The 14,213-nt window shown below is 73.7% G+C and carries 14 protein-coding genes; 10 read left to right on the plus strand and 4 right to left on the minus strand.

Annotated features, from left to right (window positions below):
* Positions 1-73: 73 nt before the first annotated feature.
* On the minus strand, positions 74-811 hold the full coding sequence (locus tag ACFY2B_RS16015) for a FadR/GntR family transcriptional regulator (RefSeq protein WP_390763729.1): 738 nt from the start codon (positions 809-811) through the stop codon (positions 74-76).
* Between the two features lie 85 nt (positions 812-896).
* On the opposite strand from ACFY2B_RS16015, the gene ACFY2B_RS16020 reads away from it, so the two are divergent.
* The 4 genes from ACFY2B_RS16020 to ACFY2B_RS16035 all read left to right on the plus strand — a co-directional run bounded on the left by ACFY2B_RS16020 (position 897) and on the right by ACFY2B_RS16035 (position 5,005).
* Entirely contained in the window at positions 897-2,255 is a 1,359-nt protein-coding gene (locus ACFY2B_RS16020; protein ID WP_390763730.1) for a glutamine synthetase family protein, read from the plus strand.
* Between the two features lie 80 nt (positions 2,256-2,335).
* On the plus strand, positions 2,336-3,685 hold the full coding sequence (locus ACFY2B_RS16025) for an aldehyde dehydrogenase family protein (protein ID WP_390763829.1): 1,350 nt from the start codon (positions 2,336-2,338) through the stop codon (positions 3,683-3,685).
* Positions 3,682-4,482: a 3-oxoacyl-ACP reductase gene (locus tag ACFY2B_RS16030; RefSeq protein WP_390763731.1), complete on the plus strand. Its 801-nt coding sequence runs from the start codon at positions 3,682-3,684 to the stop codon at positions 4,480-4,482. The genes ACFY2B_RS16025 and ACFY2B_RS16030 overlap by 4 nt, the downstream gene beginning before the upstream one ends.
* Before the next feature lie 133 nt (positions 4,483-4,615).
* Positions 4,616-5,005, plus strand: a complete 390-nt coding sequence (locus ACFY2B_RS16035; protein ID WP_390763732.1) for a DUF2510 domain-containing protein — start codon at positions 4,616-4,618, stop codon at positions 5,003-5,005.
* Between the two features lie 158 nt (positions 5,006-5,163).
* On the opposite strand, the gene ACFY2B_RS16040 is transcribed toward ACFY2B_RS16035, so the two are convergent.
* Positions 5,164-6,366 carry an amino acid deaminase/aldolase gene (locus ACFY2B_RS16040; RefSeq protein WP_390763733.1) on the minus strand — a complete coding sequence of 401 codons (1,203 nt, stop codon included), beginning with the start codon at positions 6,364-6,366 and terminating at the stop codon, positions 5,164-5,166.
* A gap of 1,348 nt (positions 6,367-7,714) precedes the next feature.
* Between ACFY2B_RS16040 and ACFY2B_RS16045 the strand changes: the two genes are divergently transcribed.
* Together ACFY2B_RS16045 and mycP are read left to right on the plus strand one after the other, a co-directional pair.
* Positions 7,715-8,527, plus strand: a complete 813-nt coding sequence (locus ACFY2B_RS16045; RefSeq protein WP_390763734.1) for a hypothetical protein — start codon at positions 7,715-7,717, stop codon at positions 8,525-8,527.
* Positions 8,524-9,714 (plus strand): type VII secretion-associated serine protease mycosin, encoded by a 1,191-nt coding sequence (mycP, locus tag ACFY2B_RS16050; RefSeq protein WP_390763735.1) that lies wholly within the window; start codon positions 8,524-8,526, stop codon positions 9,712-9,714. The genes ACFY2B_RS16045 and mycP overlap by 4 nt, the downstream gene beginning before the upstream one ends.
* Before the next feature lie 169 nt (positions 9,715-9,883).
* On the opposite strand, the gene ACFY2B_RS16055 is transcribed toward mycP, so the two are convergent.
* Entirely contained in the window at positions 9,884-10,966 is a 1,083-nt protein-coding gene (locus ACFY2B_RS16055; RefSeq protein ID WP_390763736.1) for a serine hydrolase, read from the minus strand.
* A 149-nt stretch (positions 10,967-11,115) separates the two neighbouring features.
* Here ACFY2B_RS16055 and ACFY2B_RS16060 point away from each other — a divergent pair, with 149 nt between their 5' ends.
* A complete protein-coding gene (locus ACFY2B_RS16060) occupies positions 11,116-11,847 on the plus strand; it encodes an SseB family protein (protein ID WP_390763737.1) in 732 nt (243 codons plus the stop codon).
* Between the two features lie 82 nt (positions 11,848-11,929).
* Here the strand turns inward: ACFY2B_RS16060 and ACFY2B_RS16065 are convergent, their stop codons facing one another.
* Positions 11,930-12,298: a DUF1844 domain-containing protein gene (locus ACFY2B_RS16065; protein ID WP_390763738.1), complete on the minus strand. Its 369-nt coding sequence runs from the start codon at positions 12,296-12,298 to the stop codon at positions 11,930-11,932.
* Positions 12,299-12,657: 359 nt separating this feature from the next.
* Between ACFY2B_RS16065 and infC the strand changes: the two genes are divergently transcribed.
* The 3 genes from infC (at position 12,658) to rplT (ending at position 14,186) form a co-directional block, all read left to right on the plus strand.
* Positions 12,658-13,308: a translation initiation factor IF-3 gene (infC, locus tag ACFY2B_RS16070; protein ID WP_390763739.1), complete on the plus strand. Its 651-nt coding sequence runs from the start codon at positions 12,658-12,660 to the stop codon at positions 13,306-13,308.
* Between the two features lie 198 nt (positions 13,309-13,506).
* Entirely contained in the window at positions 13,507-13,701 is a 195-nt protein-coding gene (gene rpmI, locus ACFY2B_RS16075) for a 50S ribosomal protein L35 (protein ID WP_121888283.1), read from the plus strand.
* Between the two features lie 101 nt (positions 13,702-13,802).
* Complete coding sequence (gene rplT / locus ACFY2B_RS16080) at positions 13,803-14,186, plus strand: 50S ribosomal protein L20 (RefSeq protein ID WP_055492778.1); 384 nt, start codon at positions 13,803-13,805, stop codon at positions 14,184-14,186.
* The last annotated feature ends 27 nt before the right edge of the window (positions 14,187-14,213 follow it).

Genomic DNA, 14,213 nt, shown 5'->3' on the forward strand with positions numbered 1-14,213 from the left:
CATACCTTTGTCGCGAACCGTGCGCCGGACAAGTCCCGCACCGGACGAGTCCCACGGCCCGCCGGGCGGGCGGTCAGGCCAGGAACCCCCGCAGCAGGGCCGCCGTACCCGCACAGTGCTCCCGCATCGTCGCCCGCGCCGCGTCCGCGTCGCCGGCCAGGACCGCCTCGACCAGCGCCGTGTGCTGCCGCTGCGAATGCTCCAGGTTGCGGACCAGGAGCGGGATGCAGTCGAGCAGGTCGTTGACCGTCGCCCGGACCGCCGCGTACTGCGCGGCCAGCGTCGGCGAACCCGACAGCTCGGCCACGGTGAGGTGGAGCAGCGTGTCCAGCCGCCGGTACTCGGCCAGCGGCGCGTCGTGCGTGCGGGCCAGCGCCGTACACAGCCGCTCGGACTGCCCGTCGGACAGCTCGTGCGCCGCGCACAGCCCGGCCGCGCCGACCTCCAGCACCTCCCGGAACCGCAGCACGTCGTCGAGGTCGACCCCGGCGAGGCGCCGCCGCAGCTCCGCCCCGCCGCTCGCATCGGCCCTCGGCAGCACGAACGTGCCGCCGTAGCGCCCGCGCCGGGACTCCACCAGGCCCTGGTCCTGGAGCACCCTCAGCACCTCGCGCAGCGTCACCCGGCTGATCCCGAGCCGCTCCGCCAGCTCGCGCTCGGCGGGCAGCCGCTCGCCGCCCGGCACCAGACCCAGCCGTACGACCTGGAGGATCTGCTCCAACGCCTCTTCGAAGCCGTTGCCCGCCCGCACTGGCCGCAGCACCGGCGCGAGCCGGTCGTCCGGCGTCCCCCGCCGCATGTCCCGCGCCATACGGCCGCGCCCCCTTCCCAACCAATGGTTCTCACCAATACCTTATGGCTACCGGCCCGCCGAAGAAGCCGAAGGAGGCTCTCCCGTGGCAGACCGCACAGCCCCGCTCGCCGTCGAGGAACTGCACGCCCTCGTCGCGGGCGGTGAGATCGACACTGTCGTCCTGGCCTTCCCCGACATGCAAGGGCGGCTCCAGGGCAAGCGGTTCGCCGCCCGCTTCTTCCTCGACGAGGTCCTCCAGCACGGCACCGAGGGCTGCAACTACCTGCTCGCCGTGGACACCGAGATGAACACCGTCGACGGCTACGCCATGTCCTCCTGGGACCGCGGCTACGGCGACTTCGCCATGCAGCCCGACCTGAGCACCCTGCGCCGCGTCCCGTGGCACCCGGGCACCGCGCTGGTCGTCGCCGACCTCGCCTGGGCGGACGGCTCGCCGGTGGTCGCCGCGCCCCGCCAGATCCTCCGCCGCCAGCTGGAGAAGCTGGCCCGGCTCGGCTACACCGCCCAGGTCGGCACCGAGCTGGAGTTCATCGTCTTCAAGGACACCTACGAGCGGGCCTGGGACACGGGCTACCGCGGCCTGACCCCGGCCAACCAGTACAACGTCGACTACTCCATCCTCGGCACCGGCCGCATCGAGCCGCTGCTGCGCCGCCTGCGCAACGAGATGGCCGGCGCCGGCCTCACCGTCGAGTCGGCCAAGGGCGAGTGCAACCCCGGCCAGCACGAGATCGCCTTCCGCTACGACGAGGCCCTGGTCACCTGCGACCAGCACGCCGTCTACAAGACCGGCGCCAAGGAGATCGCCGCCCAGGAGGGCGTCTCGATCACCTTCATGGCCAAGTACAACGAGCGCGAGGGCAACTCCTGCCACATCCACCTCTCGCTCGCGGACGCCGACGGCACCAACGCGATGGCCGGGCCCGAGGGCATGACCGAGGTCATGCGGCACTTCCTGGCCGGACAGCTGGCGGCGCTGCGCGACTTCGCCCTCCTCTACGCCCCCAACATCAACTCCTACAAGCGGTTCCAGCCCGGGTCGTTCGCCCCGACCGCCGTCGCCTGGGGCCACGACAACCGCACCTGCGCCCTGCGCGTCGTCGGCCACGGCCGCTCCCTGCGCTTCGAGAACCGGCTGCCCGGCGGCGACGTCAACCCGCACCTCGCGGTCGCCGGACTGGTGGCCGCCGGACTGTACGGCATCGAACAGGAACTGGAGCTGCCCGAGCCCTGCCCGGGCAACGCCTACACCGCCGAGTACGAGCACGTCCCCACCACCCTGCGGGAGGCCGCCGCACGCTGGGCGGCCAGCCCCATCGCCCGGGCCGCCTTCGGCGACGAGGTCGTCGAGCACTACCACAACCTGGCCCGCGTCGAACTGGACGCCTTCGACGCCGCCGTCACCGACTGGGAGCTGCGCCGCTCCTTCGAACGCATGTGAGGCCCGCCTTGTCCGACGAGCAGTTCCCGCAGCCGCCCGGCGAGCCGGCCACCGAGGCGTTCGCCGATCCCGAGCTCCAGGTGCACGACCCGGCCACCGAAGAGGTCGTCGCCACGGTCCCGGCCGCCACCGCCGCCGACATCGACGCCGCCGTCGTACGCGCCACGGCGGCGCAGACCCGCTGGGCCGCCCTCGCGCCCGCCGACCGGGCCCGGCTGCTGCGCCGCTTCGCCGACGAAGTCGACGCCCACACCGAGGAGTTGGCGCAGCTGGAGGTCCGCGAGGCCGGGCACCTGCTCGGCAACGCCCGCTGGGAGGCGGGCAACGCCCGCGACCTGCTGCTGTACGCGGCAGGCGGCGCCGAACGCCTCCTCGGCAAGCAGATCCCCGTACCCGGCGGCTGGGACGTCACCTTCCAGGAGCCGCTGGGCGTGGTCGGGGTCATCGCGCCCTGGAACTTCCCGATGCCCATCGCCGCCTGGGGCTCCTTCCCCGCCCTCGCCGCGGGCAACGCCGTCGTCCTCAAACCCGCCGAGACCACCCCGCTCACCGCGCTCCGCCTCGCCGAACTCGGCCTGGCGGCGGGCCTGCCCGAGCATCTCTTCCAGGTGCTGCCCGGACACGGCCGCATCGCCGGCCGCGCGCTCGTCGACCACCCGGACGTGGCCAAGATCGTGTTCACCGGCTCCACCCGCACCGGCCGCGAGGTCATGACCCGGTGCGCCCGCCTGGTCAAACCGGTCACCCTCGAACTCGGCGGCAAGAGCCCCAACATCGTCTTCGCCGACGCCGACGTCGAGGCTGCCGTCGACCCGTTCTCCTTCCTCGACAACTCCGGCCAGGACTGCTGCGCCCGCACCCGGATCCTGGTGCAGGAGCCGGTGTACGACCAGGTCCGCGAGGTGCTGGCGGACGCGCTCGCGGCCGTCGTGGTGGGCGACCCGGCCGACCCGAAGACCCGGATGGGCCCGCTGATCTCGGCCCGGCAACGCGACCGGGTGCGGTCCTTCGTCCCCGACGGCGCCCCCGCCCTGCGCGGCACCGCGCCCGAGGGACCCGGCTACTGGTTCGCGCCGACGGTGCTCACCGGGGAGCGGCCCGACTCGCCCGCCGCCCGCGAGGAGATCTTCGGCCCGGTCGCCGTCCTGCTGCCGTTCACCGACGAGGCCGACGCCGTCCGGCTCGCCAACGACACCCCGTACGGCCTGGCCGGTTCCCTGTGGACCCGGGACCTCGGCCGTGCCCTGCGGGTCTCGCGGGCCGTGCGGGCCGGGAACCTGTCCGTCAACTCCCACTCCAGTGTCCGCTACTGGACCCCGTTCGGCGGCTTCAAACAGTCCGGTCTCGGCCGCGAGCTGGGACCGGACGCCCTGTCCGCCTTCACCGAGACCAAGAACGTCTTCATCAGCACGGAGGGCCCCGCACAGTGACCGCTGGAACGTCCGAGAACCCTGAGATCATCTGCCGCCGGCTGGCCGGCCGGACCGCCGTCGTCACCGGAGCGGGCAGCGGCATCGGCCTCGCCTCCGCCCGCCGCCTCGCCTCCGAGGGCGCCCACGTCGTCTGCGCCGACATCGACGAGACCCGCGGCAAGGCCGCCGCCGACGAGGTCGGCGGGCTGTTCGTGAAGGTCGACGTCACCGGCCCCGAGCAGGTCGAGGCGCTGTTCGCGACGGCCTACGACACCTACGGCAGCGTCGACGTCGCCTTCAACAACGCGGGCATCTCCCCGCCCGACGACGACTCCATCCTGGAGACCGGCCTGGAGGCGTGGAAGCGCGTCCAGGAGGTCAACCTCACCTCCGTCTACCTGTGCTGCAAGGCCGCCATCCCCTACATGCGCCGCCAGGGCCGGGGCTCCATCATCAACACGGCCTCCTTCGTGGCCCGTATGGGCGCCGCGACCTCCCAGATCTCCTACACCGCCTCCAAGGGCGGGGTGCTCGCCATGTCCCGCGAACTGGGTGTGCAGTTCGCCCGGGAGGGCATCCGGGTCAACGCGCTGTGCCCGGGTCCGGTCAACACCCCGCTGCTGCGGGAGCTGTTCGCCAAGGACCCTGAACGGGCCGCCCGCCGCCTGGTGCACATCCCGGCCGGCCGGTTCGCCGAGGCCGAGGAGATCGCCGCCGCCGTCGCCTTCCTCGCCAGCGACGACTCCTCCTTCGTCAACGCCAGCGACTTCCTGGTGGACGGCGGCATCTCGGGCGCGTACGTCACGCCCCTCTAGAGGCCCGTGCGGACGCCCTCGTGGCCGGACCGCCCGCCGTTGCCGGCTCCGGGTGTCCCCGGACGGCGCCCGGCCGTTCCCTCCGGGCCGGGCGCCGTGTACCGGGCCGCGGCGTCCGGCCTACAGTGCCGTGATGAGCATGACGCCGCCGGGCTGGTACCCCGATCCGAACGCTCCCCGGCTGGAGCGCTGGTGGGACGGCGGCGCCTGGACGGAGCACCGCCGGGCGCCGGGGGCGGACGTGGCGCCGCCGGTGCCGGAACCGAACTCCGGGCGGGCCGAGGCGGTCGCGCTGATCGCCGCCGGAGCCGTTCTGGTCGCGGCGATCGTCATCGGCGCCCTCCTGCTCCGCGAGGACCACGAGGACCGCGGCGGTTCCCTCCACGCCGGCACCGCGCCCATGTCCGCCACGAGCGCCGCGCGGTCCGCCGGGACCTCGGCCGCCGACGATGCCGTCGTCGTGGGCGGCCGGTTCGACGGCGGCACCCTGCCGGGCCGGCTCGCCGACCGGGCGCGCTCGTAGGACAACGCCACCGCCGCCACCAGCGGGGACGCGGCCCACCTCGACCCGGCGGGCCGAACCGGTCACCCGGCCCAGCGGGCCGAACCGGCCCCCGACCTGGAGGGCAGCGCCGACCGCCGCACCCCGGAACCCCCGTGGCCGGAGGGGGACTTGGCCGGTCAGAGGAACGTGCGGCCCTCGCCCCGGTAGGTGGGCACGGTCGCCGTCACCCTGTCCCCCTCGACCAGGTGCAGCGCGTCGAACCGCTCGCACAGCTCACCGGCCTTGGCGTGCCGGAACCACACCTTGTCGCCGATGAGCAGGTCGTCGGCGGGCGAACCGAGCAGCGGCGTCTGCACCTCGCCCGGCCCCTCCTGGGAGTCGTAGCGCAGTCCCTGAGGCAGATACGGCACCGGCAGCCGGTCCCGGCCGGCCGTGCCGGACGCCGGATAGCCCCCGCCGAGCACCGTCACCACCCCGACGCCCGGCCGCCGTACGACCGGCTGCGCGAACAGCGCGGCCGGACGGCCGGTGAACGACGTGTAGGTGTCGAACAGGTGCGGCACATACAGCCCCGAACCGGCCCCGATCTCGGTGACGACGTCCTCGGCGGCCGTGTACTGCACACTGCCCGTGCCACCGCCGTTGACGAACTCCAGACCCGGCGCCACCGCCCGGACGGCCCGCACCACGGCGGCCCGCCGCTCGGCCAGCTCACGCCGGGCGGTCGCCTGCATCAGACGGACGGCCCGGGAACGCGCCGGCCGGCCCGCGACATGGTCGCCCACACCGGCGATGTGACCCTCGTACGCCATGATCCCCACAAGCGTGAATCCGGGCCGCCGCAGCACCGCGCGCGCCAGTTCGGCGACCTGGTCGGGGGAGCGCAGCGGGGAGCGCAGCGCCCCGAACCGCAGCCGCCCGCCCAGCAGTCGCAGCGACGTGTCCAACTCCAGGCAGACGCGCACGACTTCGGCGCCGCCGCCGCGGGAGGCGTCGATGAGATCGAGCTGCGCCGGGTTGTCGATCATCACGGTGACGGCCGCGGCGAGCTTGGGATCGGCGGCCAGTTCGGCGAAACCGGACCGGTCGGCGGACGGGTAGGCGAGCAGTACGTCGTCGAACCCGGAGCGCGCCAGCCAGAGCGACTCGGCCAGCGTGAAGGCCATGATGCCCTGGAATCCTTCCTTGGCGAGCGCACGTTCGAGCAGGGCGCGGCAGCGTACGGACTTGCTGGCGACACGGATCGGCTTCCCGCCCGCCCGGCGCACGAGGTCGTCCGCGTTGGCGTCGAAGGCGTCCAGGTCCACGATCGCGAGAGGGGCGTCGAGATGGGCGGTGGCCCGGTCGTAACGGGCCCGGTCGGCGGCGCGCGCAGTCATGCACGAAGCCTGCCAGACCGGATTACCGCTGGGTAGAGGGACGTTCCGGGCAGATGCCGCGGCGTCACGGACTGGTTCCCGTTCGCCGTGGAACAACCCGTAGAGTGACGCGCACGCACGACGGGACGGGCCGCGGGGCCGCGGATCCCGCGCTGGGATGCCGTCGCGTCCGCGCGGGTATGCGTGCCCGGGACGGGCCACGCCGGGCCCTGGGCGGGGAGCACGGCCGCCCGCGCACCGAGGAGTCGGCCGGGCACTAGGAAACGGGGGGTGCATGAGCACGGAAGCGCGCCACGCTCCGATTCCCCCGCGTCCCACCTCCACGAACACCCCCGACAGTCCGGCGGACAGTACGGAAACGGAAGACGCCGAAACCGGCGAGAACCCTGAAACCGGCGAGAGTCGCGAGAACGGCGTGAAGGCCGCACAAGTCGGAAAGGCCGGGCAGAGCGGGCAGGCCGGGCGCTCCTCGGGTCGGGAGAGCCCCGGGCCGGGCGGGACCACGGCGACCACCGCGCACCCGGTCGACACCGCGGGCGCCGCCGCCTCTTCTCCCCGTACCCCGACGTCCGCCGGTCCCGCCAGGACGGAAGAGACGCCGACGGGTCCGGCCGACGGCCGTGTCGCGGGCACACCGGTGCCCCCGGGCCCGCGGGCGGACATGGAGCCGACCCGCGCCCGCACGGGCGCAAACCCTCCCGCGTCCCCGCGTCCGCCGACCGAGGCCGAGCGGCCGACGGAAGCCGGAACTCCGGCGCCGCGCGCCGGTACTTCGGCACCGCACACCAGCACTTCGGCACCGCGCGCCGGCGACGCGGACGGCCCCGCTCCCGCGCGGTCCGGCTCAGGTGACGCCGAGCCGCGCTTTCCCGGACCACGCCGGTCCCGTACCGCGCCCGGTGGCCCTGGCGTCCCGTCGCTCCCGCCGCCACCCGCCTCGGCCCGCTTCCCGGACGCCCCGCCCACCGCGGGCACCCGCTCCGGACGGGACGGGAGCCCCGGACGTGACGGCCGTACCCCGGTTCCGCCCCGGCGGTCCGGTCCTCCTGCCGAGGCCACCACGGAGACCACCGCGCGCCTGCGGCCGGCACCACCCGCGCACGAGCCCGGCACACCGGCCGGGCCCGGCGGCGAACCACCGTCGACCGCCGCGTGGCCCGGCGCCACGGCCCGGTCCACCGGCGCCGCGACCTGGGCCGGTCCCGGCGCCGTCGGCGACGGGACCGAAGGCGGCGCCCGGCGGCCCGGGGACTTTCCGGGTGCCGGACCGGAGCGTGCCGGGCGCGGCGTACCGCCCGACCCCGCCCTGTCCTGGAGCGCGTTCCCGCCGCCGGGCGGACGGCCCGTCGTGTCGTTCGGGCAGCCCGAGGGATACGACGACCGTGCCCGGCCCAGACCGCTGGGCGGGCGCCCGCACACCCGCACCGCCGCTGCCGCCGTCTGCCTGGTTCTCGGCCTCGGACTCATCGGCGGTGCCGTGACCGGGAGTTGGCTCACCGGTGAGGCCGGCGGCGCGGACGCCGAGACCGGCTTCGCCGCGGCCGGCGACCTCTGGCACAGCGAGCCGGTCGACGCGCTCTTCCCGCCCACCGTCGAGGGCCGGGGCGCCGGACCCGGCGGAGCCGACCGGACCTGGACCCGGATCGCGGTCGCTGCGGACGGCGGCTGCGCCGACGCCTTCGACCCGCTCCTCGGCAAGGTCCTCGCCCCCGTCGGCTGTGAACGGCTGCTGCGGGCCACCTACACCGACGCCACCGAAAGCCATGTCACCACCGTCGGGCTGCTGTTCACCAAGGCCGACTCCGCCGCCATGGCCGCCCTCGCCGCCCGCTTCAAGGACGAGCGTCTGGACCGCCGTACCGATCTGCTGCCGCGCCCGTACGCCGCCAAGGACACCGTCGCCGAGGACTTCGGCGACCGGCAGCGCGCCTCCTGGACCGTCTCCGTCCTCACCGACGCGCCCGTCGTCGCCTACGCCGTCTCCGGCTGGTCCGACGGCCGCACCGTCGATGCGCCCCAGCCCGCCGCGGAGGCCGTGCAGTCCGGCGCCACCACCGCCCCCGCGCAGGCGGGCCTCGGCCAGGAGGCCCAGGGTCTCGCCGACCGCGTCGAACGGCGCCTGCGCCAGACCGTCAGCACGGCCACGGAGCAGCCCTCATGACGCGAACGACGGCCGGCCGCCGCAGGCCCGGCCCGACCGGCACGGCACTGAGCCTCCTCCTCGCCGGTTCGCTGGCCCTCCTGCCCGCCACCACCGCGCACGCCGACGGCATACGCTCCCAGCAGTGGGCCCTGTCCGCCATGCACACCGAGGACGCCTGGCGCACCACCAAGGGCAAGGGCGTCACCGTCGCCGTGCTGGACACCGGAGTCGAGACCGACCACCCGGACCTCGTCGGCAACGTCCTGCCCACCAAGGACTTCGTCGGCTTCGGCGCCGAGCCCGGCGACCGCACCTGGGCCCGGCACGGCACCGCGATGGCCGGCATCATCGCGGGCCACGGCCATGGGCCCGGCGACGCCGACGGCGTCATGGGCATCGCCCCCGAGGCGAAGATCCTGCCCGTGCGGGTGATCCTGGAGGACGGCGACACGGCCCGCGGCAAGGCCCGCGCCACCCGCGGCAACGCCCTGGCCGAGGGCATCCGCTGGGCCGCCGACCACGGCGCCGACGTCATCAACCTCTCGCTCGGCGACGACTCCGACTCCGCGCACCCCGAGCCCAGCGAGGACGAGGCCGTGCAGTACGCCCTGAAGAAGGGCGTGGTCGTCGTCGCCTCGGCCGGGAACGGCGGCGACCAGGGCGACCACATCTCCTACCCGGCCGCCTACCCGGGCGTGATCGCCGCCACCGCCGTCGACCGCTACGGCACCCGCGCCGCCTTCTCCACCCGCCGCTGGTACGCCACGGTCAGCGCACCCGGCGTGGACATCGTCATCGCGGACCCGGACCACAAGTACTACGAGGGCTGGGGGACCAGCGCCGCCTCCGCCTTCGTCTCGGGCGCAGTCGCCCTCGTCGAGTCGGCCCACCCGGGCCTGGCCCCGGCCCAGATCAAGAAGCTGCTGGAGGACACCGCACGCGACGCGCCGAGCGGCGGCCGGGACGACTCGCGCGGCTTCGGCTTCGTCGACCCCGCCGCCGCGATCGGCGCGGCCCGCCGGATCGAGCCGGAGAAACCGCACTCGGCGGCCTACACGGACAAGTACTTCGGGTCCGGCCCGGACGCCGCCCGGCGGGCCGGTTCCACCGCGGGCTGGGCGGGTCCGCTCGCGGGCGGCGCCGGCGGGGTACTGCTGGTGGCGGCGGTGGTCCTGTGGCGTGGCCGCCGCGAGACGGAGCGCTGAACTCCGCGCGTACGACGCCGGCTTCCGGGACCTCCAGAACCTCTGGGACCGCAAGGACCGTGGTACCCCCGGGACCCTCAGGACTTCCGGGACTCGCAGGACTTCCAGGACTTCCAGGCGTACGACGCCGAGTGCGAGGGCCACGGGAGGCCCACGGCGGCCGGGGGAACTACCCGGCCGCCGACACCGGTGGAACCGCGGACACCGACGTGACCGGGGACACCGACATGACCGCCGACTCGGCGGAGTCCGTGGCGTCCGCGGAGACCGTGGCGTCCGGGGACGCCGTGGCCGAGGGGGTCCCGCCGCCGGTGAACGCCGACACCGCGGCCCGTGCCGCCGCCTCCACCAGGTCGATGCCGCGCGCCTGGGACACCGTGCCCTTCGACAGGACGGCGACCAGATAGGCGGTGCCGTCCACCGTCACCCGTCCGATGCTGTTCACGTCCCACAGCCCGGTCGTGCTGCGCGCCAGCCAGCCGTTCTTCAGAGCCGTCGTGGCGGAACCGCCGGCCACCGCCGACACACCCCACCGCTGGTCGGTCTCGACGGTCTCCATCAGCTCCCGGACATAGTCCCGCGACGCCTCGCTCAGCTGCGACGCGTCCCCGAACACCTGCTGGAGCAGGGCGAGTTGGTCGGCCGCCGTGGTCTGCGTCAGCCCCCACAGCGGGCCGTCGCCACCGGTGGTGCCCGTAAGCCCGAACCGTTTGTTCGCGGCGTCGAGTCCGTCCTTGCCGCCGATGCTCTGCCACAGCGCCGACGCCGCGTCGTTGTCGCTGTTCTCGATCATCTTCGAGGCGTACGCCTGCTCCGTCGTGGTCAGTTGCCGTCCCGCGTCCTGCGCCTGCAACAGCAGCGTCGCCAGGATGTCGACCTTCACGATGCTCGCCGTGTCGAAGGCCGCGTCGCCGTAGCGGGCGCTCGCACCGGAGTCCAGGTCCAGCACGGCAGCCGACACCTGCGCGCCCGACGGCACGGCGACCGTCGCCATCGCCGTGCTCAGCAGCGCGTTCCGGTTCACTGTGGGCTCCACCGACTTCTCCTTGCCCGCCGGGGCCGAGGCGGTGGCCGCCGGTGACGACGCCGAGGATACGGCCTGCGCGCCGGGGCGCGCCCGCGCCTTCACGTACACCGTCCCGCCGGCCGTCACGCCCACGACGGCGAGCACCGCGAGCGTCAGGTGCACGAGCCGACGACGGCGCCCGGACGGGCGGGACCGGCGCCGCCGGCGGGCTGAGGGGGACTCCATGCCGCGATGCTCGGGGCGCGGACTGTGGACGCCGTTTGACGAACGTGAGAGCCCGGTCAGTGGAATCTGAGATTCCGGTGAATTCCGCCGCCGTCGCGTTCCGGGGCCCGCGGCGGCCCGGCGGCACCCCCTCGATAGGGTCGTCGACCGTGGCGAACAAGAACATTCCCGACTCCGGCTTCTCCGACGACGACGGATCCGCCGACCCCCGGCTGAGCGCCGCGCTCGCCGCCTGGGCCGAGGACCGCACCGCCGTCGGGCCCGTCCTTCAGGCGCTGCGCGGCGCCCGGCTGCTCGTTCCGGTCGTGGCCGTCCTCGGCGAGGTGGAGGAGGACGAGACGGGGCTGCGCCGCGAGAAGAGCAGCGACATGGCCGTGCCGACCCTGCGGGCCGGATCACGCACCGCCCTGCCCGCCTTCACCTCCACCGCGTCGCTGGCCCGCTGGGACCCGGCCGCCCGCCCCGTCGCCGTGCCCCTGCACCAGGCGTTGCAGGCCGCCGCGCACGAGAAGGCGGACACGGTCGTCCTGGACATGTCGGGACCGGTGCCCTTCGAACTGACCGGCCCGGCGCTGCTCGCCCTCGCCGAGGGCCGGACGACGACCGACCCGCTCGCCGACCCGGCCGTGGTCGACGCGGTACGGGCCGCGGTGGCCGCCGAGCCCGCCGTGCTGCGCGCGCACCTCGGCCCCGGCCAGGCCGACGGCATCCTCGGCCTCGTCCTCGACGCGGTGGCGGAGCCGGCCGCGGTCGCCCGTGCCGTCGCCGGGCGTCTCGCCGCCGACGAGACACTGCGGGCCCGCCTGGTGCACGGCCTCGACCTGGCGCTGCTGCCGGCCGGGACCGCACCCGGGGGCGAGCCCTTGTACGTACGCGGATGAACCGGGTCCGAGGAGGCCGGGCGAGGTCCGCCGCCGTGCCGCGGACGAACGGCGACGCGGTCCGGCCCGGCCTGCGCGGCGCTCAGCCGTAAACGGGCCCGGTGTACTTCTCGCCGGGGCCCTGGCCGGGCTCGTCCGCGACGATCGAGGCTTCCCGGAAGGCCAGTTGCAGGGACTTCAGGCCGTCGCGCAGCGGCGCCGCGTGGAAGGAGCTGATCTCGGTCGCGCTCGCGTCCAGCAGACCGGCGAGGGCGGTCACCAGCTTGCGCGCCTCGTCCAGGTCCTTGTGCTTGTCGCCCTCCTCCGTCAGTCCGAGCTTCACGGCCGCTGCGCTCATCAGGTTGACGGCGACCGTCACGATCACCTCGACCGCGGGAACCTCGGCGATGTCACGCGCCATCTCGTCGAAGTCGGGCTGCTCGGCCGGGCCGGAGGGGGAGGTCTCACTCATGCGGGACACCATAGGTGCTGGCGCTCCCCGCACGGTGCCCGGCCCCGCCCGGCCTCGGTTCGCCGTTCCCGTCGCGAGCTGCTAGCCTGAAACAACGACCGGCCGGACACGACTGTGCCCGGCCTACAAGTGGAGGCTCCGATCTCCCACCTGACCGTCCTGCGGGGCGGCGGGTCATCCGGTCAGGCGACCGACGTCGTTGCGTACGAACGGAGTCGCCCGATAGCGCCCCGCGGTCATCGCGAAGGTGCTCCGGTAGTGCAAGGAGCCCCGCATGTGATCGTCCGGGGCATTTTTTCTGCTTCGGTGCGGTTAGGTCTCACGAATACAGACGTTACGCGGCTGTCCGCCAGACCGTCGTGTGGTGCTACCGAGGAGGATCCATCAGCACCGAGCCCCGCATCAACGACCGGATTCGCGTTCCCGAGGTGCGACTTGTCGGTCCCAGCGGCGAGCAGGTCGGGATTGTTCCGCTTGCCAAGGCGCTGGAGCTTGCCCAGGAGTACGACCTCGACCTGGTCGAGGTGGCGGCGAGCGCACGTCCGCCGGTCTGCAAGCTCATGGACTACGGCAAGTTCAAGTACGAGTCGGCCATGAAGGCCCGTGAGGCGCGCAAGAACCAGGCGCACACGGTCATCAAGGAAATGAAGCTCCGGCCGAAGATCGACCCGCACGACTACGACACCAAGAAGGGTCACGTCGTCCGGTTCCTCAAGCAGGGCGACAAGGTCAAGATCACGATCATGTTCCGTGGTCGCGAGCAGTCCCGGCCCGAGCTGGGCTACCGACTGCTGCAGCGTCTCGCGGAGGACGTCCAGGACCTCGGTTTCGTGGAGTCGAACCCGAAGCAGGACGGCCGCAACATGATCATGGTTCTCGGTCCGCACAAGAAGAAGACCGAGGCGATGGCCGAGGCCCGCCAGGCGCAGGAGGCCCGCAAGGCCGAGCGTCAGGGCCGCACGGCGGCCTCCCCGCAGGAGGCGCCCGCCGAGGAGCCTGCCGAGGCGTGATCCCCGGGGCCACCGGCCCGGGGGCGACACCCGGCGGTCCGGAGGTACGGCCCCCTGGGGGCGTACGGAACTCCGGAACCCCGGAGCCACACCCGGGACGCGAGTCCCAGGACACAACCGAAACAAGAGCGACGCTCCACCGTGCCCGGTTTTCGTGACCGGGCACCGGAGCGCCACCGACGAGGAGAGAACGGCGCTATGCCGAAGAACAAGACGCACAGCGGTGCCAGCAAGCGCTTCAAGATCACCGGCTCGGGCAAGGTGCTCCGTGAGCGCTCCGGCAAGCGCCACCTGCTTGAGCACAAGTCGTCCCGTGTGACGCGCCGCCTCACCGGCAACGCCGAGATGGCCCCGGGCGACGCCAAGAAGATCAAGAAGCTTCTCGGCAAGTGACGCACGGGCGCTCGCAGCCGAGCGCCCCGCGCCAGGACCGGGACCCAGTCGTTTCCGGGTCGTGTGCGTACCCCCACGGCCCCGCTACAAGGAGTTAACAAGTGGCACGCGTCAAGCGGGCAGTCAACGCCCACAAGAAGCGCCGGGCGATCCTCGAGCAGGCATCCGGCTACCGCGGTCAGCGTTCGCGCCTGTACCGCAAGGCCAAGGAGCAGGTCACCCACTCGCTGGTCTACAACTACAACGACCGCAAGAAGCGCAAGGGCGACTTCCGTCAGCTGTGGATCCAGCGCATCAACGCCGCTGCCCGCGCCAACGGCATCACCTACAACCGCTTCATCCAGGGTCTGAAGGCCGCGAACGTCGAGGTCGACCGCAAGATCCTGGCCGAGCTGGCGGTCAACGACGCGGGCGCCTTCGCCGCCCTCGTCGAGGTCGCGCAGAAGGCGCTCCCGGCGGACGTCAACGCGCCGAAGGCCGCCTGACGCCGCGCCGGCACCGGCCGACGTGAC

Source organism: Streptomyces sp. NPDC001270 (genome assembly GCF_042896695.1).
GTDB lineage: Bacteria > Actinomycetota > Actinomycetes > Streptomycetales > Streptomycetaceae > Streptomyces.

What these genes read in the sequence shown, in the direction of transcription:
- ACFY2B_RS16015 (WP_390763729.1), bottom strand. Translation starts at nt 811, where the DNA reads ATGGCGCGGGACATGCGGCGGGGGACGCCGGACGACCGGCTCGCGCCG.
- ACFY2B_RS16035 (WP_390763732.1), top strand. Translation starts at nt 4,616, where the DNA reads ATGAGCATGACGCCGCCGGGCTGGTACCCCGATCCGAACGCTCCCCGG.
- ACFY2B_RS16040 (WP_390763733.1), bottom strand. Translation starts at nt 6,366, where the DNA reads ATGACTGCGCGCGCCGCCGACCGGGCCCGTTACGACCGGGCCACCGCC.
- mycP (WP_390763735.1), top strand. Translation starts at nt 8,524, where the DNA reads ATGACGCGAACGACGGCCGGCCGCCGCAGGCCCGGCCCGACCGGCACG.
- ACFY2B_RS16055 (WP_390763736.1), bottom strand. Translation starts at nt 10,966, where the DNA reads ATGGAGTCCCCCTCAGCCCGCCGGCGGCGCCGGTCCCGCCCGTCCGGG.
- ACFY2B_RS16065 (WP_390763738.1), bottom strand. Translation starts at nt 12,298, where the DNA reads ATGAGTGAGACCTCCCCCTCCGGCCCGGCCGAGCAGCCCGACTTCGAC.
- rpmI (WP_121888283.1), top strand. Translation starts at nt 13,507, where the DNA reads ATGCCGAAGAACAAGACGCACAGCGGTGCCAGCAAGCGCTTCAAGATC.